The organism is Luteimonas sp. AC640a (assembly GCF_979256585.1).
In genome coordinates, this window is the sequence record NZ_CEEDOV010000007.1 from 513603 (window position 1) to 537300 (window position 23698).

The 23698-nt window shown below is 67.0% G+C and carries 20 protein-coding genes; 18 read left to right on the plus strand and 2 right to left on the minus strand.

Going from position 1 to position 23698, the window contains the following annotated elements:
• Positions 1-7: 7 nt before the first annotated feature.
• The 10 genes from rlmN (at position 8) to ACZ9YD_RS06640 (ending at position 10658) form a co-directional block, all read left to right on the plus strand.
• Positions 8-1183: a dual-specificity RNA methyltransferase RlmN gene (rlmN, locus tag ACZ9YD_RS06595; protein WP_465074693.1), complete on the plus strand. Its 1176-nt coding sequence runs from the start codon at positions 8-10 to the stop codon at positions 1181-1183.
• Positions 1170-1982 (plus strand): type IV pilus biogenesis/stability protein PilW, encoded by an 813-nt coding sequence (pilW, locus tag ACZ9YD_RS06600; RefSeq protein WP_465074320.1) that lies wholly within the window; start codon positions 1170-1172, stop codon positions 1980-1982. The genes rlmN and pilW overlap by 14 nt, the downstream gene beginning before the upstream one ends.
• The gene (locus tag ACZ9YD_RS06605; protein ID WP_465074321.1) at positions 1979-2812 is read left to right on the plus strand and encodes a RodZ domain-containing protein; all 834 of its coding nucleotides are present in this window, start codon (positions 1979-1981) and stop codon (positions 2810-2812) included. Before pilW ends, ACZ9YD_RS06605 begins: the two co-directional genes overlap by 4 nt.
• Before the next feature lie 104 nt (positions 2813-2916).
• Positions 2917-3549, plus strand: coding sequence for a YfgM family protein (locus ACZ9YD_RS06610; protein WP_465074322.1), 633 nt, complete (start codon positions 2917-2919; stop codon positions 3547-3549).
• Positions 3549-4769, plus strand: coding sequence for an outer membrane protein assembly factor BamB (gene bamB, locus ACZ9YD_RS06615; RefSeq protein ID WP_465074323.1), 1221 nt, complete (start codon positions 3549-3551; stop codon positions 4767-4769). Before ACZ9YD_RS06610 ends, bamB begins: the two co-directional genes overlap by 1 nt.
• Before the next feature lie 111 nt (positions 4770-4880).
• A complete protein-coding gene (gene der / locus ACZ9YD_RS06620; protein ID WP_465074324.1) occupies positions 4881-6293 on the plus strand; it encodes a ribosome biogenesis GTPase Der in 1413 nt (470 codons plus the stop codon).
• A complete protein-coding gene (gene mobA, locus ACZ9YD_RS06625) occupies positions 6290-6877 on the plus strand; it encodes a molybdenum cofactor guanylyltransferase (RefSeq protein WP_465074325.1) in 588 nt (195 codons plus the stop codon). The genes der and mobA overlap by 4 nt, the downstream gene beginning before the upstream one ends.
• Positions 6870-8102, plus strand: coding sequence for a molybdopterin molybdotransferase MoeA (locus ACZ9YD_RS06630; RefSeq protein WP_465074326.1), 1233 nt, complete (start codon positions 6870-6872; stop codon positions 8100-8102). The genes mobA and ACZ9YD_RS06630 overlap by 8 nt, the downstream gene beginning before the upstream one ends.
• Before the next feature lie 306 nt (positions 8103-8408).
• Positions 8409-9539 carry a molybdopterin-synthase adenylyltransferase MoeB gene (gene moeB / locus ACZ9YD_RS06635; RefSeq protein WP_465074327.1) on the plus strand — a complete coding sequence of 377 codons (1131 nt, stop codon included), beginning with the start codon at positions 8409-8411 and terminating at the stop codon, positions 9537-9539.
• Between the two features lie 81 nt (positions 9540-9620).
• Positions 9621-10658: a DUF2272 domain-containing protein gene (locus ACZ9YD_RS06640; RefSeq protein WP_465074328.1), complete on the plus strand. Its 1038-nt coding sequence runs from the start codon at positions 9621-9623 to the stop codon at positions 10656-10658.
• 231 nt (positions 10659-10889) lie between these two features.
• On the opposite strand, the gene acnA is transcribed toward ACZ9YD_RS06640, so the two are convergent.
• Both acnA and ACZ9YD_RS06650 read right to left on the minus strand, forming a co-directional pair.
• On the minus strand, positions 10890-13832 hold the full coding sequence (acnA, locus tag ACZ9YD_RS06645) for an aconitate hydratase AcnA (protein ID WP_465074694.1): 2943 nt from the start codon (positions 13830-13832) through the stop codon (positions 10890-10892).
• A 14-nt stretch (positions 13833-13846) separates the two neighbouring features.
• Positions 13847-14746 carry a LysR substrate-binding domain-containing protein gene (locus ACZ9YD_RS06650; RefSeq protein ID WP_465074329.1) on the minus strand — a complete coding sequence of 300 codons (900 nt, stop codon included), beginning with the start codon at positions 14744-14746 and terminating at the stop codon, positions 13847-13849.
• Between ACZ9YD_RS06650 and ACZ9YD_RS06655 the strand changes: the two genes are divergently transcribed.
• The 8 genes from ACZ9YD_RS06655 (at position 14657) to acnB (ending at position 23697) form a co-directional block, all read left to right on the plus strand.
• A complete protein-coding gene (locus tag ACZ9YD_RS06655) occupies positions 14657-15964 on the plus strand; it encodes a 4-oxalomesaconate tautomerase (RefSeq protein WP_465074330.1) in 1308 nt (435 codons plus the stop codon). The two genes, ACZ9YD_RS06650 and ACZ9YD_RS06655, sit on opposite strands and share 90 nt — an antisense overlap.
• 59 nt (positions 15965-16023) lie before the next feature.
• The gene (locus ACZ9YD_RS06660; RefSeq protein ID WP_465074331.1) at positions 16024-17052 is read left to right on the plus strand and encodes an ABC transporter substrate-binding protein; all 1029 of its coding nucleotides are present in this window, start codon (positions 16024-16026) and stop codon (positions 17050-17052) included.
• Between the two features lie 51 nt (positions 17053-17103).
• Positions 17104-17895: an ABC transporter ATP-binding protein gene (locus tag ACZ9YD_RS06665; RefSeq protein ID WP_465074332.1), complete on the plus strand. Its 792-nt coding sequence runs from the start codon at positions 17104-17106 to the stop codon at positions 17893-17895.
• A complete protein-coding gene (locus tag ACZ9YD_RS06670) occupies positions 17879-18655 on the plus strand; it encodes an ABC transporter permease (protein ID WP_465074333.1) in 777 nt (258 codons plus the stop codon). The genes ACZ9YD_RS06665 and ACZ9YD_RS06670 overlap by 17 nt, the downstream gene beginning before the upstream one ends.
• Positions 18656-18842: 187 nt before the next feature.
• A complete protein-coding gene (locus ACZ9YD_RS06675) occupies positions 18843-20255 on the plus strand; it encodes an OprO/OprP family phosphate-selective porin (protein ID WP_465074334.1) in 1413 nt (470 codons plus the stop codon).
• 132 nt (positions 20256-20387) lie between these two features.
• A complete protein-coding gene (locus ACZ9YD_RS06680) occupies positions 20388-20660 on the plus strand; it encodes an AbrB/MazE/SpoVT family DNA-binding domain-containing protein (protein ID WP_465074335.1) in 273 nt (90 codons plus the stop codon).
• Positions 20657-21058 carry a type II toxin-antitoxin system VapC family toxin gene (locus tag ACZ9YD_RS06685; protein ID WP_332077238.1) on the plus strand — a complete coding sequence of 134 codons (402 nt, stop codon included), beginning with the start codon at positions 20657-20659 and terminating at the stop codon, positions 21056-21058. The genes ACZ9YD_RS06680 and ACZ9YD_RS06685 overlap by 4 nt, the downstream gene beginning before the upstream one ends.
• A 47-nt stretch (positions 21059-21105) precedes the next feature.
• Positions 21106-23697, plus strand: coding sequence for a bifunctional aconitate hydratase 2/2-methylisocitrate dehydratase (gene acnB / locus ACZ9YD_RS06690; protein WP_465074336.1), 2592 nt, complete (start codon positions 21106-21108; stop codon positions 23695-23697).
• Position 23698 lies beyond the last annotated feature (1 nt).

Genomic DNA, 23698 nt, shown 5'->3' on the forward strand with positions numbered 1-23698 from the left:
TAATGCCATCGTGACCGAGGTCGCCATCGACGCCACCGTCGCCAAGCAGAACCTGCTCGACCTCGACCGCGAGGGTATGGAGCGCTTTTTCGCCGAGACTCTCGGCGAGAAGCGCTTCCGTGCCCACCAGATCATGAAGTGGATCCACCACCGGTACGTCACCGACTTCAACGAGATGACCGACCTGGGCAAAGCGCTGCGCGCCAAGCTCGAGGCGCATGCCGAAGTCCTCGTGCCGCAGGTGCAGTTCGAAAAGCCCTCCGTCGACGGCACCCACAAGTGGCTGCTGGCGATGGATGGCAAGAACGCGATCGAGACCGTCTACATCCCGGACAAGTCGCGCGGCACGCTGTGCGTGTCCTCGCAGGTCGGCTGCGCGCTCAATTGCCAGTTCTGTTCCACCGCGACCCAGGGCTTCAATCGCAACCTGTCGACCGCCGAGATCATCGGCCAGGTCTGGGTGGCGGCGAAGCATCTGGGCAACGTGCCGCACAAGCAGCGCCGCCTGACCAATGTCGTGATGATGGGCATGGGCGAGCCGCTGATGAATTTCGACAACGTCGTCCGCGCGATGAGCATCATGCGCGACGATCTGGGCTACGGGCTGGCGAACAAGCGGGTCACGCTGTCGACCGCCGGCATGGTGCCGATGATCGACAAGCTCGGCGAGGTCAGCGATGTCTCGCTGGCGGTGTCGCTGCACGCGGCCAACGACGCGTTGCGCACCGAGCTGGTCCCGCTCAACAAGAAGTATCCAATCGCCGAGTTGATGGAAGCCTGCGCGCGGTATGCGCAGCGCAAGCGTGGTGACTCGATCACGTTCGAATACACGCTGATGAAGGACGTCAACGACCAGCCGCAGCACGCGCGCGAACTGGCTCGACTGATGCGTGATTTCGACAATCGCATGCAGATGAAGGATGCGGCGAAGGTCAATCTGATTCCGTTCAATCCGTTTCCGGGCACGCGCTACGAGCGCCCGGACGATGCGGTGATCCGCCGGTTCCAGAAGCTGCTCAACGAATCGGGCCGAATCGCGCCGGTGCGTCGCACCCGCGGCGACGACATCGATGCGGCCTGCGGCCAGCTCAAGGGCCAGGTCGCCGATCGCACGCGTCGCCAGGCCGAACATCTCAAGCGTCTCGAAGCGCAGGGCGGTCCAGGTGTCGATGCGGCTGCCTGAGGCTGCCTGCTTCGTTGTTCTTCTGCTGGCGGTGGCCGGCTGTTCACGTCTCGATTTCGTCAAGCCCAGCGGCAAAAGCAATTTCCGCCCGGACCAGCGCACATATGAAACCCGCGGCAATGCGGACTTTCGGCGCGGTGAGGCGGCACGCAGCCAGCTGTCGCTCGCGTCCCGCGAGTTCGAAGCCGGCAATTTCGACGCGGCGGCCAGCGCCGCGCGCGGTGCGCTGAAGGGCGAGGGCACCGCGGCGGATGCCAATACGCTGCTCGCCGTGATCGAGGATCGCCGGGGCCGCAGCGCCCAGGCTGGTGGTTACTACAAGGCCGCGGCCGAACGCGCACCGGACCAGGGCGCCTATCTCAACAACTACGGCACCTGGCTGTGCCGCAATGGTCGGGCGACCGATGCGCTGGCGTATTTCGACGCGGCGGTGCGCGATCCCGCCTACGCCGATCCGTCCGGCGCGCTGGCCAATGCCGGCGCCTGTGCGATGAGCGCCGGCGACACGGCGCGTGTCGAACGCGATCTGCGGGCGTCGCTGGAGCTCGATCCTGAGAACGTCGTCGCACTGGATGCGATGTCGCGTTACCTCGCTGGCGAGCGTCGTTACTTCGACGCGCGGGCTTTTTCGCAAAGACGGCTTGCCGCAGCCCCTGCAAGTACGGCAGCATTGCAACTTGCGGTGCAGATCGAAACCGCGCTCGGCGACAGAGGGGCCGCCGACCGATACCAGCGACGCTTGCAGGCGGAGTTTCCGTCTGCGCCGAACCTACAGCCAAGGGAAGCCAGTCCACCATGAGTTCTTCGAACCAGACCATGCCAGCGTCTTCGCCTGGGGTCGGAGAACGTCTGCGCGTCGCGCGCATGGAGGCCGGCCTCACGGTCGCTGATGTCGCCACCCGGCTGCGGATGCAGCTTCGGGTCATCGAAGCGCTTGAGGCCGAAGAGTGGGCCCGTCTCGGCGCGCCGGTGTTCATTCGTGGCCAGTTGCGCAGCTACCTGCGCCTGCTGAAGTTGCCCGAATCGCTGGCCGACGGCGTCTCGGACGCGAACGTGCGTCCGCCCGAACTCACTCCGCGCACCTACACCCCGCCGATGCAGCGCATGCTCGACAAGGCCATGGGCCGCGCGGTGTATGTGGTGATCACCGCGCTGATCGCAGTGCCGGTCTGGGTGGCGACGCGTTCGCACGTCGACAACAGCCGTCCGGTCGAAACCGCGTCGCTGGGTCTGGACGGCAACATCCAGGGTCCCGCAGAGGCCACCCCGTCTGCGCGTCCGACGCCGGTGACCGCGTCGCTCGGCGCACTACCCAAGCGTGCGGCGGCCGTTCAGCCGGCGCCCGAACCCGAAGCGCAGACCGGTGCTGATCTGGTGATGCGCTTCAGTGGCGACAGCTGGATCGAGGTGATCGGTTCCGATGGCGCGCAGATCGAGCAGGCGCTGGTGCAGGCTGGCCAGGAACGCCGCTTCGAGGCGGGCAGCGTCGCCCGCGTCAAGTTGGGCAATGCCACTGCGGTGGAAGTGTCGAGCGGTGGGGACGTTCAGGATCTGTCCCGGTTCCAGCGGGCCAACGTGGCACGCTTTACGGTATCCTCCGACGGCGCGCTGGCGCCGGCTGCCGAGTAATTCCGGGCGACCGCACCAGGTGACGGATCACCGCATCGATGCGGGGTCCCGCGATCCTTCTTTCATCCGTTTGACCCGCCTTCGACAGCGGGCGTAGAGACCATATGGCGATTGACGAGTTGCTGGACGAACGCGAGCAGGGGGAGCGGGTCAAGGCCTGGCTTCGCGATAACGCTCTGGGGCTGGTGGGTGGCCTGGTGGTCGGCGCCGCGATTATCGGTGGTTGGCAGTACTGGAAGAACCACACGCATGCGCAGGCGGTCGAGCAGCACGCGGCCTACCAGACCGCGCTGCTGGACATCCGTTCCGGCGAGTTCGACAAGGCCTCGCAGGCCGTTGCCGGCCTGCCGGATACCGCGTACAGCGAACTGGCCGCCCTGCAACTGGCCAAGGCGCAGGTCGACAAGGGCGATCGCGACGCTGCGATCGCCACACTGGAGTCTGTCAAAGGCGCCGAACCCGGCGTGGCGGCAGTGGTGCAGCAGCGTCTTGCGCGTCTGTTGACCGATGCCGGTCGCGGCGAAGATGCGGTCAAGCTGCTCGCCGATGCCGACGATGCCGTGTCTCTCGAAGCGCGCGGCGATGCGCATTTCGCACTCAAGCAGAACGAACAGGCCCGCGCGGATTACGCGCAGGCCCTGCGCCAGCTCGACAGCGCCGCGCAACAGCGTGGCCTGCTCGAACTCAAGCTTTCCGAAGTCGGCGGTACGCCGGACGAACCCGAGGTTGAATCCTGATGACCGACCAGACCGCGCGCGCCGCGTCTTCCCTTGCGCCGGCCCGCCTCGCGCGGATCGCGGCGATCGCGCTCTGCGTGATGACCGTCACCGGCTGCAGCACCGTGCGCGGCTGGTTCGGCAACAGCGACAAGGCCGCGGCCAAGGCGCTGTCCGAACCCGCACCGCTGACCGACATCACCGAAACGCTGAGTGTCTCGCGGCTGTGGTCGGCGAATGCCGGCAAGGGTGAGGACCGTCTCGGCGTGCGCCAGTCCCCGGCGGTCGCCGATGGCCGCGTCTACGTCGCCGCGATCAAGGGCGGTGTGCGGGCATTCGATCTGCAGACCGGTGCTTCGGTATGGAAATACGACTCCGACCTGCGCCTGAGCGGCGGTCCCGGTGTCGGTGAAGGTCTGGTCGTGGCCGGCACGCTCGACGGCGAAGTGGTGGCGCTCGACGCGGCCACGGGTGCAGAGCGCTGGACCGCCAAGGTCTCCAACGAAGTCATCGCCGCGCCCGCGATCGGGCAGGGCGTGGTGCTGGTGCGGTCCAACGACGGTCGCGTCACCGCGTTCGATGTCGCCAGCGGTGAACGTCGCTGGTTCTGGGTGCGCGAGATGCCGTCGCTGACCGTGCGCGGCAACGATGCGCCAGTGCTCGGCCCGGGCTTCGTGTTCGTCGGCAACGACGATGGCACGGTTGCCGCGCTGTCGCTGTCCGACGGCCGCACGCTGTGGGAACAGGCCGTGGCGCAGCCCGACGGTCGTACCGAGCTCGAGCGCATGTCCGACGTCGACGGCACTCCGGTGCTCGACGATGCCGTGCTGTTCGCCAGCAGCTACCGTCACCGCACCATGGCGCTGGAAGGCCCGAGCGGCCGTCCGCTGTGGGTCAGCGAGCACGGTGGTGCGAACCGTCCGGGCCTGTCGCCGCAGCGCGTGGTCGTGACCGATGCCAACGGCACCGTCTGGGCGCTCGACAAGTTCAGCGGCACCGCCGCGTGGCAGCAGCCGGCGCTCGCGCGTCGCAACCTGACCGGTGCGGCGATCCAGGGCGACTACGCCGTGGTCGGAGACCTGGACGGTTACCTGCACTGGATGCGTCTCGACGACGGCGAATTCGTCGCCCGCGAACGCGCCGGCCGTGATCCGATCCGCGGCGCGCTGGTCGTCGCCGACGGTGTGCTGGTGGTCCAGAACGTCGACGGCAATGTGACCGCCTGGCGCCTGGCCCAGTAATTTCGCCGCAAGTGCGACAATGACGGCCCCGGGCAGCCACCTGCCCGGGGCCGTGTGCTTCCGGGCCACGCCCGCGCGACTCGCAAGACCCATTCGAACGGAATCCGCCGCATGCTTCCCCTCGTCGCCCTCGTGGGCCGCCCCAACGTCGGCAAGTCGACGCTGTTCAACGCGCTGACCCGCACCCGCGACGCGCTCGTCCACGACGAGCCGGGCGTCACCCGTGACCGCCATTACGGCGTGTGCCGGCTCAATCCCGACGTGCCGTTCGCGCTGGTCGACACCGGCGGCATCGCCGGCGAGAGCATCCATCTCGAACACGAAGGTCTGGCAGGCCCGACTGCGAAGCAGTCGCGCGCCGCCGCGGCCGAGGCCGATCTCGTGCTGTTCGTCGTCGACGGCCGCGAAGGCGCCTCGGCGCTGGACGACGAGATCCTGCGCTGGCTGCGCAAGATCGACAAACCCACATTCCTGGTCATCAACAAGACCGACGGACTGGACGCGCGCGCGGCAGAGGCGGATTTCTCACGCTACGGTTTCTCCGACACGCATGCGATCTCATCCGCGCATCGGCATGGCATCGACGAACTGGTCGACGAGATCCTCGAACGGCTGCCGGAAGTCGGGCAGTCCGAACAGCTCGACAGCGATCCCGAACGCGTCCGCGTGACCTTCGTCGGCCGCCCGAACGTGGGCAAGTCGACGCTGGTCAACCGCATCCTCGGCGAGGAGCGGATGATCGCCTCCGAGGTCGCCGGTACCACGCGCGATTCGATCGAGGTCGATCTCGAACGCGATGGTCGCAAGTATCGGCTGGTCGACACCGCCGGCATCCGCCGCAAGTCGAAGGTCGACGAGGCGGTCGAGACGTTCTCCATCATCAAGACGCTGCAGGCGATCGAGCATTCGCAGGTCTCGGTGGTGATGATCGACGCCAGCGAGGGTGTGACCGACCAGGACGCCAGCGTGCTCGGCGCGGTGCTCGATTCGGGCCGCGCGCTCGTCGTCGCGGTCAACAAGTGGGACGGCCTGACTGACTACCAGCGCGAGCAGACCGAAGCGCTGCTGTCGCGCAAGCTCGCGTTCGTGCCGTGGGCCGAAGCGGTGCGCATCAGCGCCAAACACGGCTCGGGTCTGCGCGAGCTGTTCCAGGCGATCCACCGCGCGCACGCGTCGGCCAACTACAAGTTCGGCACCTCGGAAGTCACCAAGGCGCTCGAGATCGCCTACGAGACCAATCCGCCGCCGGTCGTGCGCGGCCACGCGCCGAAGCTGCGGTATGCGCATCCGGGTGGCGAGAATCCGCCCACGATCATCGTGCACGGCAACCGCCTGCGGACGCTGCCAGACAGCTATAAGCGCTATCTGGAGAACTTCTTCCGCAAGCGCTTCAAGCTGGTCGGCACGCCGGTGCGCTTCCTGTTCCGCGAGGGCGACAACCCCTACAAGGACAAGAAGAACGTGCTCAACGATCGCCAGCTGGCGAAGAAGAAGCGGCTGATCCGGCACGTCAAGCGCAAGTGATCCCGCCGCCGTCCCGCGACACGCTGACCGTCGGCCTGCTGGCCGGCGGCCGTGCGACGCGGCTCGGCGGTCTGGACAAGGCCTGGCTGCTGCGCGGGGGCGTGTCGCAGGTCGAACGCCTTCGTGACCGTTTCGCCGCGCATGCGTCGCGCGTGCTGGTCAGTGCGAATCGCGATCTGTCGCGCTATGTGGACGCACACATCGACGCGATCCCCGATCGCCATCCTGATACCGGTCCCCTGTCGGGACTCGACGCGCTCGCAGCCGCGGCCACGACGCCGTGGCTGTTCACGCTGCCGGTGGACGCGCTGCATGTCGATTCATCCGTGCTGTCCCGATTGATCGATGCCGCCGGCGATACGGGCGCGAGCGCCGAGGACGACGACGGCTTGCAGCCGCTGGTCGCGCTGTGGCCGGTGGCCGCATTGCGCGTGGCCGCTGCCGACGCGCTGACCGGCGACGACTTCTCCGTGCGCGGTCTGCAGCGCGCACTCGGCATGTGCACGCTGCGCTTCGCGCAGGTGCGCTTCGGCAACCTCAACACGCCCGACGATCTGGTCCGGGCCGGAGTCACCCATGACTGAGCCCACGTTCCCGTTCCGCGTGTCGTTTGACGAGGCCTGCGCGATCGTCGATGCCGTCGCCGCAGAGCGTCGCCTGCAGCCGCAGACGGTCTCGCTGTCGCGCGCGCATGGCCACGTGCTGGCGCGCGATGTGGTCGCGACGCTGCCGCAGCCGCCGTTCGACAACTCGGCGATGGACGGCTTCGCGCTGCGTCATGCCGATCTCGCGGCTGACGGCGCGCTGACGCGGTTGCGTCTCACGGGCGAGCAATTCGCTGGCCCCGATGCGGCGCTGACGGTCGAGGCGGGCAGTTGCGTGCGCATCACCACCGGCGCGCCGCTGCCGGCCGGCGCCGACACCGTGGTGATGAAGGAAAACACCGCGCTCGATGGCGACGATGTGGTCGTGAAAATCGCACCGAGACTTGGCCAGCACGTGCGCCGCGCCGGAGAGGATTCGAATGTCGGCGATCTGTTGCTGCACGCGGGCGACACGCTGACGCCGGCGCGCATCGGTCTCGCTGCCTCGCAGGGGCTCGCGCAGCTCGACGTCGTACGGCGTCCGACCGTCGCGGTGTTCGCCACAGGCGACGAACTCGTCGAACCCGGCATGTCGCTCGGTCCCGGGCAGATCTACAACTCCAACCGCGATCAGCTGATGGCGTTGCTGCGCGCCGAAGGTCTCGAGCCGGTCGCGTTTCCGACGCTGCCCGATGACGCCGCGCAGGTGACGTCGGCGCTGCGTCATGCCGGCGAAGCCTTCGACCTGGTGTTGACCTGCGGCGGCGTGTCCGCCGGCGAGAAGGACCTGCTGCCCGAGCTGCTGCAGCGCCGCGGCCGCGTTCGGGTGTGGAAGGTGATGATGAAACCCGGTATGCCGCTGTTGCTGGCCGAGGGCGACACGCTCGGTCCCGCACTATTCCTGTGCCTGCCGGGCAATCCGGTGTCGGTGCTCGCGACCTGGCTCGCGCTCGGTCGTCGTCTCGTCGACGGCCTGCAGGGCAGGGCGCCGCGGGCGCTGCGACGCGCGCGTCTGGCGTCGGACTGGACCAAAACGCACGAACGCCTCGAACTGCTGCGCGGCCGCTGGTGGATCGACGACGACGGCATCTCCTGGGTCGAACCGAATCCGGCAGACGGTTCGCACCGCATGCAGGCCGCCGCGGATTCGGACGCGCTGATCGTGCTCGATGCGGGCCCGCGCGAATACGCGAGCGGCACGCCGGTGGATGTGTTGCCGTACTGAGTGCTGCGCTGTCAGGGCCGCGCGGACTCGCGGGCGCCCGGACTCCCTGACGCATGAGGACCCGTCCGGCTTCTGCGTGCTGCAGAGCCTGAGCACCTCTCCCCCTGGGAGAGGTCGACGCGCAAAGCGCGTCGGATGAGGGTTGGGGCTCTATAGGAAAGCGTCCAAAAGCGCCCTCATCCGCCCTCCGGGCACCTTCCCCCAAAGGGGGAAGGGAAGCACACAGTCCGCGGGCGTCGGCCGGATGCTGCTGATCGAACCGAAGCGTTCCCCGCGCACGCACCGCGTCCGCGCGATAATCGCGCTATGGCCATACAGGAACTCACGCCGGCGCAGGCCCGGCAACGCCAGCAACAGGGCGTGCGCCTGATCGACGTGCGCGCTGCGCACGAGCGCGTGACCGGCATGGCCGAAGGCGCGGACGGGGTCGAGCGCGCGACGCTCGAAGCCACGCCGCTGGCCCATGCGCCGGACCTGCAGGCACCGCTGCTGCTGATCTGCCAGAGCGGTCGCCGCTCCCTGCAGACGGCGGAAATGCTGGCCGCGCTCGGCTACACCGACATCGCATCGATCGCCGGCGGCACCAGCGCCTGGCAGGCCGACGGCTTGCCGACGGTGCTGCCGGATGGCGATGTCGACCTCGATTTCCACGAGCGTTATTCGCGGCATCTCAAACTTCCCGAGATCGGTCTCGCCGGCCAGCAGCGGCTCGCCGAGGCGACGGTGCTGGTCATCGGTGCCGGCGGCCTCGGTTCGCCGGCCGCGTACTATCTCGCCGCGGCCGGTGTTGGCACGTTGCGGATTGCTGACGACGATGTCGTCGACCGCAGCAATCTGCAGCGGCAGATCCTGCATGCCGAGGACCGCATCGGCCAGCCGAAAGTGCAATCGGCGGCGACGACGCTCGGCGCGCTCAATCCACGCACGCGTATCGAAGCGATTGCCGAGCGCGTGACCAGCGACAACGTGGATCGCCTGCTCGACGGCGTCGATCTCGTACTCGACGGTGCCGACAATTTCCCCGTGCGCTATCTGCTCAACGACGCGTGCGTGCTGCATGGCGTGCCGCTGGTCTACGGCGCGGTGCATCGCTTCGACGGACAGGTCAGCGTCTTTGATGCCGGCCGCCGGCGCGGCGCATGCCCCTGCTATCGCTGCCTGTTTCCCGAACCGCCGCCCGCCGAGGCTGCGCCGAACTGTTCGGAAGTCGGTGTGCTCGGCGTATTGCCGGGCGTCGTCGGTCTGCTGCAGGCGACCGAAGCATTGAAGCTGCTGCTCGGCATCGGTGCGCCACTGGCCGGCCGTCTGTTGCAGTTCGACGCGCTGCGCATGCAGTTCCGGGAAACGCGACTGGCGCCCGATCCCGATTGCCCGGTCTGCGCACCGGGCCGCGCGTTCCCCGGCTACATCGACTACGCGGCGTTCTGCGCGGGCTGACCGCACGAGCGGACCCGCTCTTCACGTGTCTGTGGGGCACGATGGCGGCGACCGCGCGTTCCGCGCGGAATGGATGCCCCGATGCGATCGACGCGCTACCTGTTTCTGCTTGCCTGCCTGCTGCTGTCCGCGCCGTTTACCGCGCTGGCGGCCGATCCCTGTCCACTGCTGCGCGCGCAGGTCGCATCGCCTGATCCGGCGACCCGGCTCGCCGCCGCTGCGTGCGAAGAACATCTGCTCTGGCATCGACCCTTTATCGATGTCGAAGGCCGCTACGCCGGCTCGACCGTGCGCGAGGCCGAGACCGCGCTGCTGACCAATGGCGAACAGGCCTGGCGCCGCGTCGCGGGTTACTGGCGCGGCGCGGATCAGCTGTCGCAACTCCAGCATCGTCCGGGCGCCTACGACTGCATGTTCGCGCCGACAAGCAATCAGCCATCTCCGGCCTGCCGCAGCTTTCTCGTCGACGTGCCGTGGTCGGCGGCGTTCGTGTCGTGGGTCGCGCGGCGCGCGACGCTGCCGGGCTTCAGCGGATCACCGAGCCACGTCGACTACGTGCGCAACGCCTATCGCAGCCCGGAGACCAACGCCTATCGCGTCGCCGATCCGATGACGTCGCGCCCCGCGCGCGGCGACATGCTCTGCTACGTGCGCGCGGCGAATCGCGTATTCGGTTTCGCCGGTCTCGCCACGCTGCTCAGCAGCGAGGACGGCGGACTCGGTATGCATTGCGACATCGTCGTCGGTGCCGAGGGTGGGCAGGCGCAGCTGGTCGGTGGCAACGTGCTCGACGGCGTGACGATGCGGCTGATGCCGCTGACCGCTGGCGGACAATTCGCCGCGCTGGCGCAGCGCGGACTGGACGATCCGCCGTGCAGCCCGGATGCGCCGCAGGCCTGCAACGCGAACCGGCAGGACTGGGCGGTGCTGCTGCAGTTGCGGCCGGCCAACGAGCTCGCTGCGCTGTCGCCTTCGCCGGGGCTCTATGTCGCACCGGCGCCGATGCCGGCTGTGCCGGACGTGTTGCAGCCGGGTCAGACGACGCCGCGTCCGCAGACCGCGCCGTGCTGTGTGGAGTGCAGCGTGGGCGACGGTTTGCCGCGCTGTCCGGTGGGTTGAGGCGAGGTTAGAACGCGCGCATCGCGCCATCGCTCTAAGCCCTCCCCCGAACGCGGGGCATTGCGCCCTTTACGGGTGGAGGGTTGGGAGGGCAAACCCTCAGATTGCGTATACGAAAAAACGAGAGAGCATTTCTGCTTTGCGGCCGCGCTCCGGCGCGACCTGTGGCTTTGCCCCCATCCCAGCCTTCCCCCGCGTGCGGGGGAAGGAGCAGGTCATGCGAACGCGGTATTACACCGCCTTCTTCGCCGCCAACTGCCGCAGCACGTAATGCAGCAGACCGCCATGGCGGAAGTACTCGACTTCCTTCGGCGTCAGCAGCAGCACGTCGACTTCGAAACGGATCTCGGTGCCATCGGCGCGTTTCGCGACGATCTGCGCGGTCTTCGACTTGCCGTTGGCGAGGCCGGTCAGTTCCACCGTCTCCGATCCGTCGAGGCCCAGGCTCTGCGCGTTGTCGCCGTTGCGGAAGCTGCATGGCAGCACGCCCATGCCGACGAGGTTGGAGCGGTGGATGCGCTCGAAGCTCTCGGCGATCACGGCTTTCACGCCCAGCAGGTTGGTGCCCTTGGCCGCCCAGTCGCGCGACGAACCCGTGCCGTATTCCTTGCCGGCGAACACCACCAGCGGCACGCCGGCGGCCTTGTACTTCTGCGCCGCGTCGTAGATCGACAGCTTCTCCGGTTCGCCGTCGCCGAAGTACAGCGTGTTGCCGCCTTCTTCGCCGCCGAAGAACAGGTTCTTGATGCGGATGTTGGCGAAGGTGCCGCGCACCATGACGTCGTCGTTGCCGCGGCGCGAGCCGTAGCTGTTGAAGTCGGTCGGCTGCACGCCGCGTGCCTGCAGGAAACGGCCCGCGGGTGAATCGCCCTTGATGTTGCCGGCCGGGGAGATGTGGTCGGTCGTGATCGAGTCGCCGAACAGGCCCATGATCCGCGCGCCGTGGATATCGTCGATGCTGCCGACGTCCATCGTCATGCCATCGAAATAGGGCGGGTTCTTGATGTAGGTGGAGGCCTCGTCCCACGCGTAGAGATCGCCGTCGGGCGATTCGATCGTGTTCCAGCGCGTGTCGCCCTTGAACACGTCGGCGTAGTTCTTGGCGAACATCTCCGGTCCGATCGTCTTGGCGATGAAGTCACCGATCTCTTTGTTCGTCGGCCAGATGTCGCGCAGGTAGACCGGGTTGCCGTCCTGGTCCTTGCCCAGCGGATCGTGCGTCAGATCGATGTCGACCGTGCCGGCGATCGCATAGGCGACCACCAGCGGCGGCGAGGCGAGATAGTTCATCTTCACTTCGCCGTGGATGCGGCCTTCGAAATTGCGGTTGCCCGACAACACGGCGGCCACTGCGAGATCGTTCTCGGCGATGCCCTTCGACACCGCGTCCGGCAGCGGGCCGGAGTTGCCGATGCAGGTCGTGCAGCCGTAGCCGACGACGTAGAAGCCGAGCTTCTCGAGATCATCGAGCACACCGGCCTTTTCCAGGTAATCGGTGACCACCAGCGAGCCCGGCCCGAGCGAGGTCTTGACCCACGGCGCGGCCTTGAGACCCTTGGCCGCGGCGTTGCGTGCCAGCAGGCCGGCGCCGAGCATCACGGCCGGGTTCGAAGTGTTGGTGCAGGACGTGATCGCGGCGATGACGACCGAGCCATCGGTCAGTTCGTGCTCGCCGTCATCGAGCGTGATCTTCGAGACCGGCTTGGCGGCGAGGCGCTCGGCCTGCGGCTGGTCGCCGCCTTCCTTCTCGAACCGGTCGACCTGCGGATCTTCGCTGCCGGCCTGCGTGCGCTTGGCGACCAGCGGACCCACGTTGTCGCGAAAGTTCTGCTGCACCTTCTCCAGCAGCACACGGTCCTGCGGACGCTTCGGGCCAGCGAGCGACGGGCGCACGTCGGCCATGTCGAGTTCCAGCACGCTGCTGTACTCGGCTTCCGGCGCACCGGGTTCGTGCCACAGCTGCTGCGCCTTCGCATACGCCTCGACGAGTGCGATCTGGTCTTCGCTGCGGCCCGACAGGCGCAGGTAGTTCAGCGATTCCTGGTCGATCGGGAAGATGCCGCAGGTCGCGCCGTACTCGGGCGCCATGTTGCCGATCGTCGCGCGGTCGGCCAGCGGCAGGTGCTGCAGGCCTTCGCCGAAGAACTCAACGAACTTGCCGACGACGCCGTGCTTGCGCAGCGTCTCGGTGACGGTCAGTACAAGGTCGGTCGCGGTCGCGCCTTCCGGCATGCGGCCGGTGAGCTTGAAGCCCACGACCTGCGGAATCAGCATCGACGACGGCTGGCCGAGCATCGCGGCCTCCGCTTCGATACCGCCGACGCCCCAGCCGAGCACGCCGATGCCGTTGATCATCGTGGTGTGGCTGTCGGTACCGAACACGGTGTCCGGATACGCCCACTGCACGCCGTCATCGCGCTCGGCGGTCATCACCACGCGGGCGAGATGCTCCAGGTTCACCTGGTGGACGATGCCGGTATTGGGCGGCACGACCTTGAAGTTGTCGAAGGCCTTCTGGCCCCAGCGCAGGAAGCCGTAGCGTTCCTTGTTGCGCTGGAATTCGATCTTGCCGTTGAGGTCCAGCGCATCCGGGCGGCCGAACACATCGACCTGCACCGAGTGGTCGATCACCAGCTCCGACGGAATCAGGGGATTGATCTGCTCCGGGCGACCGCCCAGACGGACCACCGCATCACGCATCGCGGCGAGGTCGACGACGCAGGGCACGCCGGTGAAATCCTGCAGCACGACGCGCGCCGGCATGAAGGCGATCTCGGTGTCCGGTTCGGCCTTCGGATCCCACTTCGCCACGGCTTCGATGTGGTGCGCGGCGACGGTCTCGCCGTCCTCGTGGCGCAGCAGGTTCTCGAGCAGGATCTTCATCGCGTAGGGCAGGCGGGCGATATCGAACTGCTTGCCCAGCGCCGGGAGGCTGGAATAGGCGTAACGGCGGCCGCCGACTTCGAGATCGGCGCGCGTGGAAAAGGTATCGGTCATGCGGAAGCTCCTGTCGCGGGTTGCTGGCGGTGACGCGGTCGAGCCGGTCGTGGCGGGCATGCGTGGATGCGCGGGCATCCGGGGGTACTGCGGGATGGTGCAGAGCGACGCCCGGTCGATGCGCGTCACCGCTTCGAGGCGGCCAGTGTAGACAGGCCGGCGTGGCGGGCATGTCATCGGTCGGGTGCGCTTCACGGTGTCTGCCAGGTGCTCTTGAGCATCTGCAGGAACCGCTCGGCAGCGGGCGAGAGCATCGCGCCACGCCTGCGCACGATGCCGATCGTACGTGACACCACGGGCGGCGCGATCTCTCGGGTCACCAGAATGGAGTGTTCCTGCTGCGGCGTGGCCATCCGTGGCAGCACCGAAATGCCGACGCCCGCTTCGACCAGGCCGAGTGAGGTCGACAGATGCGTGACCTCGTAGAACCAGCTGAGCTTGAGGTTTTCGCGGGCGAGCGCGCCGTCGAGCAGGGTGCGGTTGCCGCTGGTGCGATGGACGGTGATCAGCGGGTGCTGGGCAATGTCGCTCCAGGTCACGCGGCGCTTGGTCGCGAGCGGATGATCGCGGCGACAGGCGAGTACGAACGGGTCCTCGACCAGCGAGTCGAATTCCAGCTCGGGATCGGACGCGCCCATGAAGTTGATGCCGAACTCGACCTCGCCGCGTTCGACCGCCTGCAGACCTTCGGTGGCCGGGATGTCGAGGATGCGGAAGCGGACGCTGGGATGGTCTTCGTGGAAGCGCGCGATGACGCTCGGCAGGAAGTAGAACGCCGCCGTCGGCAGGCAGGCGATCGTGACCTGGCTGCCACGGCCGTCATCGACGCCGCGCGAGGCGAACAGCGAGCCGTCGAACTCTTCGATCATCCGGCGCACCAGCGGCAGCAGATTCTGCCCGACGGCCGTCGGCGCAACGCTGCGCGTGGTGCGTTCGAGCAGGGGGGCGCCCACCGCGCTCTCCAATTTCTGAATGCGTCGGCTCAGCGCGGGCTGCGAGACATGCAGGGCCTCGGCGGCGCGATGGAAGCTGCGGGTCTCGGCAACCAGCAGGAACGCACGCAGGTCGAGGATTTCGCAATTGATGCTCATAACGTATCAATTCTCCTGAAATCAGCATTTCACAGATCAATTTCGGCCATGCCAGTATCGGAACGAATCGATCAATTGATTCGATATTCATATCAATCTGCGACCCTTATGTCCAACGATCTCTACAGCGTTCCTTGTGTGCTGATGCGTGGCGGCAGCTCGAAAGGGCCGTTCTTCCGCGCGTCGGACCTGCCGGCGGATCCCGCCGAGCGGGACCGCCTGCTGCTGGAGGTCATGGGCGCGGGGCATCCGCTGCAGATCGACGGCATCGGCGGTGGCAACGCGCTGTCGAGCAAGGTCGCCATCGTCGGCCCGCCGACCCGGCCTGATGCCGATATCGACTATCTGTTTGCGCAGGTGCGTCTGGACCGCGAACTGGTCGACACCACGCCCAACTGCGGCAACATGCTCGCTGCAGTGGGCCCGTTCGCGATCGAGTCGGGCATGGTCGCCGCCGGCGATCCCAGGACCGAGGTGCGTATCCACAACGTCAATACCGGCAAGGTGATCCTGGCCACCGTGGAGACGCCGCAGGGTTGCGTGCACTACCGCGGCGAGACCGCGATCGCGGGCGCGCCCGGCACTGCGGCGCCGATCTCGCTGGCCTTCCTCGATGCCGCCGGCGCCCGGACCGGCAAACTGCTGCCCACAGGCGAGGCCAGCGAATGGATCGATGGCGTCGAAGTGAGTTGTATCGACTGCGCGATGCCGATGGTGATGCTCGAGGGCGCGGCCCTGGGCGTGACCGGATCGGAGTCGGTGGCCGAACTCAACGCGAACACCGAGATGCTGGTCCGTCTGGAACGGATCCGTATCGAGGCCGGGCGCAGGATGGGCATCGCCGATGCGGCCGATCGCGTCATTCCCAAGCCCGTACTGCTGCTGCCGCCCCGCGCGGGCGGCGCGCTGCAGGTGCGCTATTTCATGCCCCACCAGTGCCACAGCGCACTGGCGATCACCGGCGCGGTCGGCATCTCGACCGCGTGCGTCACCGAGGGGACGGTGGCGCAGCGCATGGCCGGCAGCCTCTCGCTGCCCGGCAGCGTGCGGCTGGAACACCCGAGCGGTTGCCTGGATGTGGCACTGCACAGACCCGCAATGGATGCCCCGATTGTCGCCAGCGTCGTGCGGACCGCACGGCGACTGTTCGAGGGCCGCGTCTTCGCCAGCACGGACCCGCGGCGCAACGCAGCAGCGCCATGGAGTTCGGCTGCGTGAACTGAAAAAAAGCCGGGCGTCTGCCCGGTTCGAAGCAATCAACATCCTGGGAGGGATCGATGTACAAGCGTCTCATCACCGCCGTGCTCGCGGCGACCATCGTCTGTGCTGCCGGTTGCAGCGGTAGCCGCGGATCCGCTGAAGGCGAGTCTGTACGCATCAGCGTCGGCTCATACAACCTCAACAACCTGCCGTTCTTCATTGCCGATGCGAACGGCTACTTCGAAGACGTGGGCCTGAACGTCCAGACCGAGAACTTCGCCCAGGGCGGTTCCAAGGTGCTGCAGGCGCTCGTCGCCGGCTCCACCGACGTCGCGGTCGGCTTCTACGACCACACCATCCAGATGCAGGCCAAGCAGAAGGACGTCGTCGCGTTCGTGCTGCTGTCGCGCAACTCCGGGCTGGTGCTGGCCGGTCGTCCCGACAGCACGTTCGACCCGGCCAATCCGGCGTCGATCCGCGGGATGAAGGTCGGCATCACGTCGCCGGGTTCGTCGTCCGATTTCTTCGTGCGGCATTATCTCGCGCGCAACAATATTCCGGTCGACGACATTTCGATCATCGGCGTGGGCTCGGGCGCGGCGGCGGTCGCAGCGCTGCAGCAAGACAAGATCGACCTGCTGGTGAACTACGACCCGGCGGGCACGCTGCTCGTCGAGCGTGGCGTCGGCAAGATCATCATCGATGCGCGCAGCGACGAAGGTGCGCGTGCGGTCTACGGCGGCATCTATCCGACCTCGGTGATGTATGCCCAGCAGTCGTTCCTCGATTCGCGTCCTGAAGCGGTCGAGAAGATCGTCCGCGCCGAGCGCATGGCGCTGGAGTTCATCGCCGATCACACCTCGGCGGAAGTCGTGGCCGCGCTACCGGACAAATACATTTCCGGCGACCGCGAAACCTATGCCAAGGCGGTCGAGCAGGCCCGCGCGATCTTCACCCGCGACGGCCGCTTCGAACCGAAGGATCTGGAAACGCCGTTGCTCGTGCTGCGCGAGTTCAACACCGATGTCGCCAATGCCGATATCGACCTCGAGAAGACCTACACCAACGTATTCGTCGACCGCGTCGCCGCGGACGCGAAGCAGTAAGGAGGTTCCATGGCTGTCGCCAGTGTTGCCCGCATCCGGGATGAAATACCGATGTCGACCCCGTCGCGTTCGATGGTGTCGGTCGACAACGTCACGATGTCCTTCGGTGATTTCACCGCGGTACGCGACGTCAATATCGAAGTCGCCGACGGCGAGTTCGTCGCCATCGTCGGACCGACCGGCTGTGGCAAGAGCACCATCCTCAATGCCGTCGCCGGCCTGCTGAACCCGACCAAGGGTGGCATCCGCATCGACGACACGTCGGTCAGCGGCGTACAGGAATCGGTGGGCTACCTGTTCCAGCAGGACGCGCTGCTGCCGTGGAAAACGGCGTTCCAGAATGTCGAACTCGGCTTGCGTTTCCGTGGCGTCGATACGAAAGAACGCGAGCAGCGGGCGAACGCCTGGCTGGCGAAGGTCGGCCTCAAGGGCTTCGAGCACCGCTATCCGCACCAGTTGTCGGGCGGCCAGCGCAAGCGTGTGCAGATGGCGCAGGCGCTGATCGTCGAGCCGAAGGTGATGCTGATGGACGAGCCGTTCTCGGCGCTCGACATTCACACCCGGCATCTGATGCAGAACGAACTGCTGCGCCTGTGGCAGGAAGACCGCCGCGCGGTGATCCTGATCACCCACGACCTCGAGGAAGCGATCGCGCTCGGCGACCGCGTTGTCGTGCTGTCGTCCGGCCCGTCAAGCCGGGTGGTCGAAAGTTTCCAGGTGGATCTCGAGCGGCCGCGCAACGTGGCGGAAATCAAGCTCGACCAGCGGTTCACCGACCTCTATCGCGATATCTGGGCCTGCCTGCGCGGCGAAGTGGAGAAGAGCTATGCACGCCAAGACTGACCGCGCCATCCAGATCATGCTCGTCGTCGTTGTGTTCGGCGGCTGGCAGGCCGGTGTATCGGCCGGCCTCATCGATCCGTTCTTCTTCCCGGCGCCGTGGGACATCGTCCAGCAGATGGTCACCTGGCTGATGGACACCAGTTTCTACAACCATGTTTACATCACCCTGACCGAAACCGTGCTGGGTTACGTGATCGGTACCGTGCTCGGCGTCACCGGCGGTGTCTGGCTGGGTCTGAGTCCGCGGTCGGCGCGGATCCTCGATCCCTTCATCAAGGGATTCAACGCGATTCCACGTGTCGTGCTGGCACCGATCTTCGTGTTGTGGCTGGGCCTGGGTCTGTGGTCGAAGGTCGCGCTGGCAGTGACGCTGGTGTTCTTCATCACGTTCTTCAACGCGATGCAGGGCGTGCGCGAGGTGAACCCGGTGGTGCTGGCGAATGCACGCATCCTTGGCGCGAACCGTCGTGACCTGTTGCGGCATGTGTACTTCCCGGCAGCCGCGAGCTGGATCCTGTCCTCGCTGCGCACGTCAGTGGGCTTCGCGGTGGTCGGCGCGATCATCGGTGAGTACCTCGGCGCGTCCGCGGGTCTGGGCTATCTGATCGCGCAGGCGGAAGGCAACTTCAATGCGGTCGGTGTGTTCGCCGGCATCATCATCCTGGCGGGCTTCGTGTTGATCATCGATTTCTTCCTCGACATCGCCGAGAACCGCCTGATCACCTGGCGTCCCAACGCCTCGCGCGAAGCCACGAGCTGACCGCCGACGTCCCGACGCGCGCTGCGCCGGGACGTCTTCGACACCCGTTCCCCACGTCCGGGTGCGCTTCCGCGCCGGTGCCACCTCGTCGGCACCGGCGCCTTCCTACCGAATTTTTGCCCGTCGCCACCCGGCGGGCCTGTCTGCGGCCGCCTGTACCGAGGGCGTGCCGTGCCCGGAGATCACGATGCGCATGTTGTTCCGCCCCCGTCCCACCGCACTGGCCGTCGGCCTGCTGCTCGCTTCGTCCACCGCCTTCGCGCAGACCGCGCCCGTTGAACTGGAAGCCCTGGTCCGCCAGCAGGCCGAACAGATCCGCCAGCTCGAAGCGCGCCTGTCCGTGCTTGAAACCGGCACGCCGCCGGTCACTGCGCAGGCGCCGGCCGCCCCCGCTGCCGATCCTGCGCTCGTCGAGCGCATCGCGAAGGTCGAAGCCGCGCAGGCCAAGGCGCCGGCGGTCAGCTGGTCCAAGGGGGCGCCGCAGTTCACCAGCAACGACGGGCAGATCACGTTCCGTCCGCGCGGCCGCGTCTTCGTCGACACCTCCAGCACACGCGGCTCGGATTTCGACGCGCGCAACATCACCGGCACCGAGATCCGTTCGGTGCGTCTCGGCTTCGAAGGCAGCTACGGCAATCTCGGCTACGCGGTCGAGGGTGATTTCGCCGACAACGGCGTGGCCTGGAAGTCGGCTTACGTGACCCTCGGCCACACGCTGTTCGGGCGCGAGGCGGAGCTCACCGTCGGCAACCGCCTCAACGACCGCGGCATCGACGGCTCCAGCGGAACAGGCAATACACCGTTCCCGGACCGCAACGTGGTCGGCACCCTGATCGTGCCGCAGCGCGGCCTCTTCGGCGTCGGCTTGACCCAGCGCGTCTACGGCGACAGCTGGCACGGCAGCCTGTCGGTCGCCGGCAACGACCTCAACAACGTCGGCGACAGCAACGATTCGATGACCGTCGCGGGCCGCGCGCACTGGAATCCGGTGAAGGGCGAGGGCGGCCTGCTGCATCTCGGCGCCTGGGGCTTCTATGAGGACATCGCGCCCAACAGCACCGGCGTGTTCCGCAGCTCGGCGATTTCCGGTCATCTCAACGATCTGGTGAAGATCGCGCCCGGTACGCTCAACGGCGCCACCCACGGCCACGGTTACGGCGTCGAACTGCTCGGCGTGCGCGGCCCATTCTGGGGCTATGGCGAGTGGGGCACGCGCGAGGTCTCGGGGCTTGGAGGCAGCGGCCGCTACGGGGTGACCCACGATGCCTGGGCGCTCTCGGCAGGCTGGTTCCTGTCCGGCGCGAGCCCGTCGTACGCGACGAAAACCGGCACCTGGAGCCGGGTCAAGATCGCACGTCCTGTCACTGCGGGCGGCCCGGGCGCCTGGGAAATCAAGGCGCGTTATGAGAACGCCGACTATGCCGAGCTGCCGACGGGCGGCACCGGCGATGCGCTGACCGTGGGCGTGAACTGGTATCTCAACGATTTCAGCCGGGTCATGCTCGACGCGATTCGCTGGGAAACCGACAACCGCAGCGGCGCCTATCAGGGCGAGGACCGTGGCACCACGCTCAATGCCCGGTTCCAGCTCGCGTTCTGACGGCTTCGACCGGCATCACGGTGATTCCAACGGGCCGGGTTCGCATGAATCCGGCCCGTCGCATTCCGGGCGCTCGGCTTGGGTATGCGGGTTCAGGTATGTATAATGCGCGCATACTTTCCGGAGGCCGCCATGGAAGCTACCGTCGCCGAACGCGGCCAGATCACCCTGCCCAAGGCTGTGCGCGATGCGCTGGGCCTGAGCAAGGGCACGATCCTCAAGGTCGAACTGGAAGGCAGCCGGATCGTGCTGCGCAAGAGCGTCGACGACGCCGTCTCGCGCGCCCGCGGTCGTTTCAAGCTGGAAGGTTTCGATAACACCGATGCCGCGATGCGCGCGGTGCGTGGCCAGCCAGCCGGTGAGGTCGAGGTCGACGTCGCCACGGACGGAGACGCCGACCGGTGATCGCCGTCGACGCGCCCGTGCTGGTGGATCTGCTGGCCGACGGCCCGCAGGCCGACGCCGCCGAGGCCTGCCTGCGCCAGTACCTGAGCGCGGGCCCGGTCGTGGTCTGCGACGTCGCACTGGCCGAGATCTGCGGTGCGTTGCACGACGGCGCCGACACGATGTCCGTGCTCGAGGACATGGGCGTGCGTTTCTCCGCGATCGAAGCCAAGTCCGCGTTGCGCGCCGGTGAGATGCAGCGACGCTCCTGGCAGCGCGGCGACATCGCCGGTCGCCCGTCGCGCGATTTCCTCGTCGGCGCGCATGCGCTGTTGCAATGCAATGGCCTGATCACTCGCGACGACGCGTTCTTCCGCACCTATTTCAAGGGTCTCAAGCTGATCGTACCGTCGGCCTGAGACCGGTTCTCCCGGTACTACACGAACAAGACTCTGGAGTTGCCCGCATGTTGGAAGCCTACCGCCACCACGTTGCCGAGCGCGAAGCGCTGGGAATCCCGCCGCTGCCGCTCGATGCGCAGCAGACCGCCGACGTGGTCGAACTGTTGAAGAATCCGCCGGCCGGGGAAGCGGAATTCCTGCTCGACCTGCTGACCCACCGCGTGCCGGCCGGCGTCGACGACGCGGCCAAGGTCAAGGCCTCGTACCTCGCCGCGATCGCATTCGGTACCGAGCGCAGCGCGCTGATCACCCGCGCGCGCGCCACCGAACTGCTGGGCACGATGCTCGGCGGCTACAACGTGCAGCCGCTGGTCGATCTGCTCGACGACGCCGAAGTGGGCGCGATCGCTGCCGAAGGCTTGAAGCACACGCTGCTGGTGTTCGACGCGTTCCATGACGTCGAAGAGAAGTCCAAGGCCGGAAACGCCAACGCCAAGGCCGTGATCCAGAGCTGGGCCGACGCCGAATGGTTCACCAGCAAGCCGGAAGTGCCGCAGTCGATGACGCTGACGGTGTTCAAGGTGCCGGGCGAGACCAACACCGACGACCTGTCGCCGGCGCCCGACGCGACCACGCGTCCCGACATTCCGATGCACGCGCTGGCGATGCTGAAGAACGCGCGCGAAGGCGCGGCCTTCGTGCCGGAAGAAGACGGCAAGCGCGGCCCGATCCAAGCCATCCGCGATCTGAAGGACAAGGGCCATCTGGTCGCCTACGTCGGTGACGTGGTCGGTACCGGTTCGAGCCGCAAGTCGGCGACCAACAGCGTGCTGTGGTGGACCGGCGAGGACATTCCGTTCATTCCGAACAAGCGCTTCGGCGGCGTGTGCCTCGGTTCGAAGATCGCGCCGATCTTCTACAACACGATGGAAGACGCCGGCGCGCTGCCGATCGAACTCGACGTGTCGCAGATGGAGCAGGGCGATGTCATCGAACTGCGCCCGTATGACGGCAAGGCGCTCAAGAACGGCACCGTCATCGCCGAATTCCAGGTCAAGTCGGACGTGCTGTTCGACGAAGTGCGCGCCGGTGGCCGCATTCCGCTGATCGTCGGCCGCGGCCTGACCGCCAAGGCGCGCGAATCGCTGGGCCTGCCGACGCTGGAACTGTTCCGTCTGCCGCAGCAGCCGGCCAACACCGGCAAGGGCTTCTCGCTGGCGCAGAAGATGGTCGGCCGTGCGATCGGTCTGCCGGAAGGCCAGGGCGTGCGTCCGGGCACCTATTGCGAGCCGCGCATGACCTCGGTGGGGTCGCAGGACACCACCGGCCCGATGACCCGCGACGAGCTCAAGGATCTCGCGTGCCTGGGCTTCTCGTCGGATCTGGTGATGCAGTCGTTCTGCCACACCGCGGCGTACCCGAAGCCGGTCGACGTCAAGACGCATCACACGCTGCCGGAGTTCATCTCCACGCGCGGCGGCATCTCGCTGCGTCCGGGCGACGGCATCATCCACAGCTGGCTCAACCGCATGCTGCTGCCCGACACCGTCGGCACCGGCGGCGATTCGCACACGCGCTTCCCGATCGGCATCTCGTTCCCGGCCGGCTCGGGTCTGGTCGCGTTCGCAGCGGCGACCGGCGTCATGCCGCTCGACATGCCGGAATCGGTGCTGGTCCGCTTCAAGGGCAAGCTGCAGCCCGGCGTGACCCTGCGCGATCTGGTCAACGCGATTCCGCTGTACGCGATCAAGGCCGGTCTGCTGACCGTCGCCAAACAGGGCAAGCAGAACATCTTCTCCGGCCGCATCCTCGAGATCGAAGGCCTGCCGGATCTGAAGGTCGAACAGGCGTTCGAGCTGTCCGACGCCTCGGCCGAGCGTTCCGCGGCCGGTTGCACGGTGCACCTCGACAAGGCGCCGATCATCGAATACATCACGTCGAACATCGTGATGCTGAAGTGGATGATCAGCGAAGGCTACGCCGATGCCCGCTCGATCCAGCGCCGCATCGAAAAGATGGAAGCCTGGCTCGCCGATCCGCAGCTGCTCAAGGGCGACGCCGATGCCGAGTACGCGGCCGTTATCGAGATCGATCTGGCCGACGTGCACGAGCCGATCCTGGCCTGCCCGAACGATCCGGACGACGTGAAAATGCTGTCCGAGGTCGCCGGCGTCGAGATCGATGAAGTGTTCATCGGTTCGTGCATGACCAACATCGGCCACTTCCGCGCGGCCTCCAAGCTGCTCGAAGGCAAGCGCGACATTCCGACCAAGCTGTGGGTTGCACCGCCGACCAAGATGGACGCCGCCGAGCTGACCAAGGAAGGCCATTACGGCACCTTCGGCGCCGCCGGTGCACGCATGGAAATGCCGGGTTGCTCGCTGTGCATGGGCAACCAGGCGCAGGTGCGCGAAGGCGCGACGGTGTTCTCGACCTCGACGCGCAACTTCCCGAACCGTCTGGGCCGCAACGCGAACGTGTACCTGGGTTCGGCAGAGCTCGCCGCGATCTGCTCGCGCCTGGGCCGCATCCCGACCAAGGCCGAGTACATGGCCGACGTCGGCGTGCTGGATGCGTCGGCGACCGAGATCTACCGCTACATGAACTTCGACCAGATTTCGGAGTATGTGGACGCGGGCGAGAAGACCGCCGCCTGAC

Bases quoted from the DNA above. Each gene is read 5' to 3' on its own strand.
- pilW (WP_465074320.1), top strand. From the start codon at position 1,170: ATGCGGCTGCCTGAGGCTGCCTGCTTCGTTGTTCTTCTGCTGGCGGTG.
- ACZ9YD_RS06675 (WP_465074334.1), top strand. From the start codon at position 18,843: ATGCGCATGTTGTTCCGCCCCCGTCCCACCGCACTGGCCGTCGGCCTG.
- ACZ9YD_RS06655 (WP_465074330.1), top strand. From the start codon at position 14,657: ATGCAGGGCCTCGGCGGCGCGATGGAAGCTGCGGGTCTCGGCAACCAG.
- ACZ9YD_RS06630 (WP_465074326.1), top strand. From the start codon at position 6,870: ATGACTGAGCCCACGTTCCCGTTCCGCGTGTCGTTTGACGAGGCCTGC.
- der (WP_465074324.1), top strand. From the start codon at position 4,881: ATGCTTCCCCTCGTCGCCCTCGTGGGCCGCCCCAACGTCGGCAAGTCG.
- ACZ9YD_RS06640 (WP_465074328.1), top strand. From the start codon at position 9,621: ATGCGATCGACGCGCTACCTGTTTCTGCTTGCCTGCCTGCTGCTGTCC.
- bamB (WP_465074323.1), top strand. From the start codon at position 3,549: ATGACCGACCAGACCGCGCGCGCCGCGTCTTCCCTTGCGCCGGCCCGC.
- moeB (WP_465074327.1), top strand. From the start codon at position 8,409: ATGGCCATACAGGAACTCACGCCGGCGCAGGCCCGGCAACGCCAGCAA.
- ACZ9YD_RS06670 (WP_465074333.1), top strand. From the start codon at position 17,879: ATGCACGCCAAGACTGACCGCGCCATCCAGATCATGCTCGTCGTCGTT.
- ACZ9YD_RS06610 (WP_465074322.1), top strand. From the start codon at position 2,917: ATGGCGATTGACGAGTTGCTGGACGAACGCGAGCAGGGGGAGCGGGTC.
- acnA (WP_465074694.1), bottom strand. From the start codon at position 13,832: ATGACATGCCCGCCACGCCGGCCTGTCTACACTGGCCGCCTCGAAGCG.
- acnB (WP_465074336.1), top strand. From the start codon at position 21,106: ATGTTGGAAGCCTACCGCCACCACGTTGCCGAGCGCGAAGCGCTGGGA.
- ACZ9YD_RS06665 (WP_465074332.1), top strand. From the start codon at position 17,104: ATGTCGACCCCGTCGCGTTCGATGGTGTCGGTCGACAACGTCACGATG.
- ACZ9YD_RS06660 (WP_465074331.1), top strand. From the start codon at position 16,024: ATGTACAAGCGTCTCATCACCGCCGTGCTCGCGGCGACCATCGTCTGT.
- ACZ9YD_RS06680 (WP_465074335.1), top strand. From the start codon at position 20,388: ATGGAAGCTACCGTCGCCGAACGCGGCCAGATCACCCTGCCCAAGGCT.
- ACZ9YD_RS06650 (WP_465074329.1), bottom strand. From the start codon at position 14,746: ATGAGCATCAATTGCGAAATCCTCGACCTGCGTGCGTTCCTGCTGGTT.
- ACZ9YD_RS06605 (WP_465074321.1), top strand. From the start codon at position 1,979: ATGAGTTCTTCGAACCAGACCATGCCAGCGTCTTCGCCTGGGGTCGGA.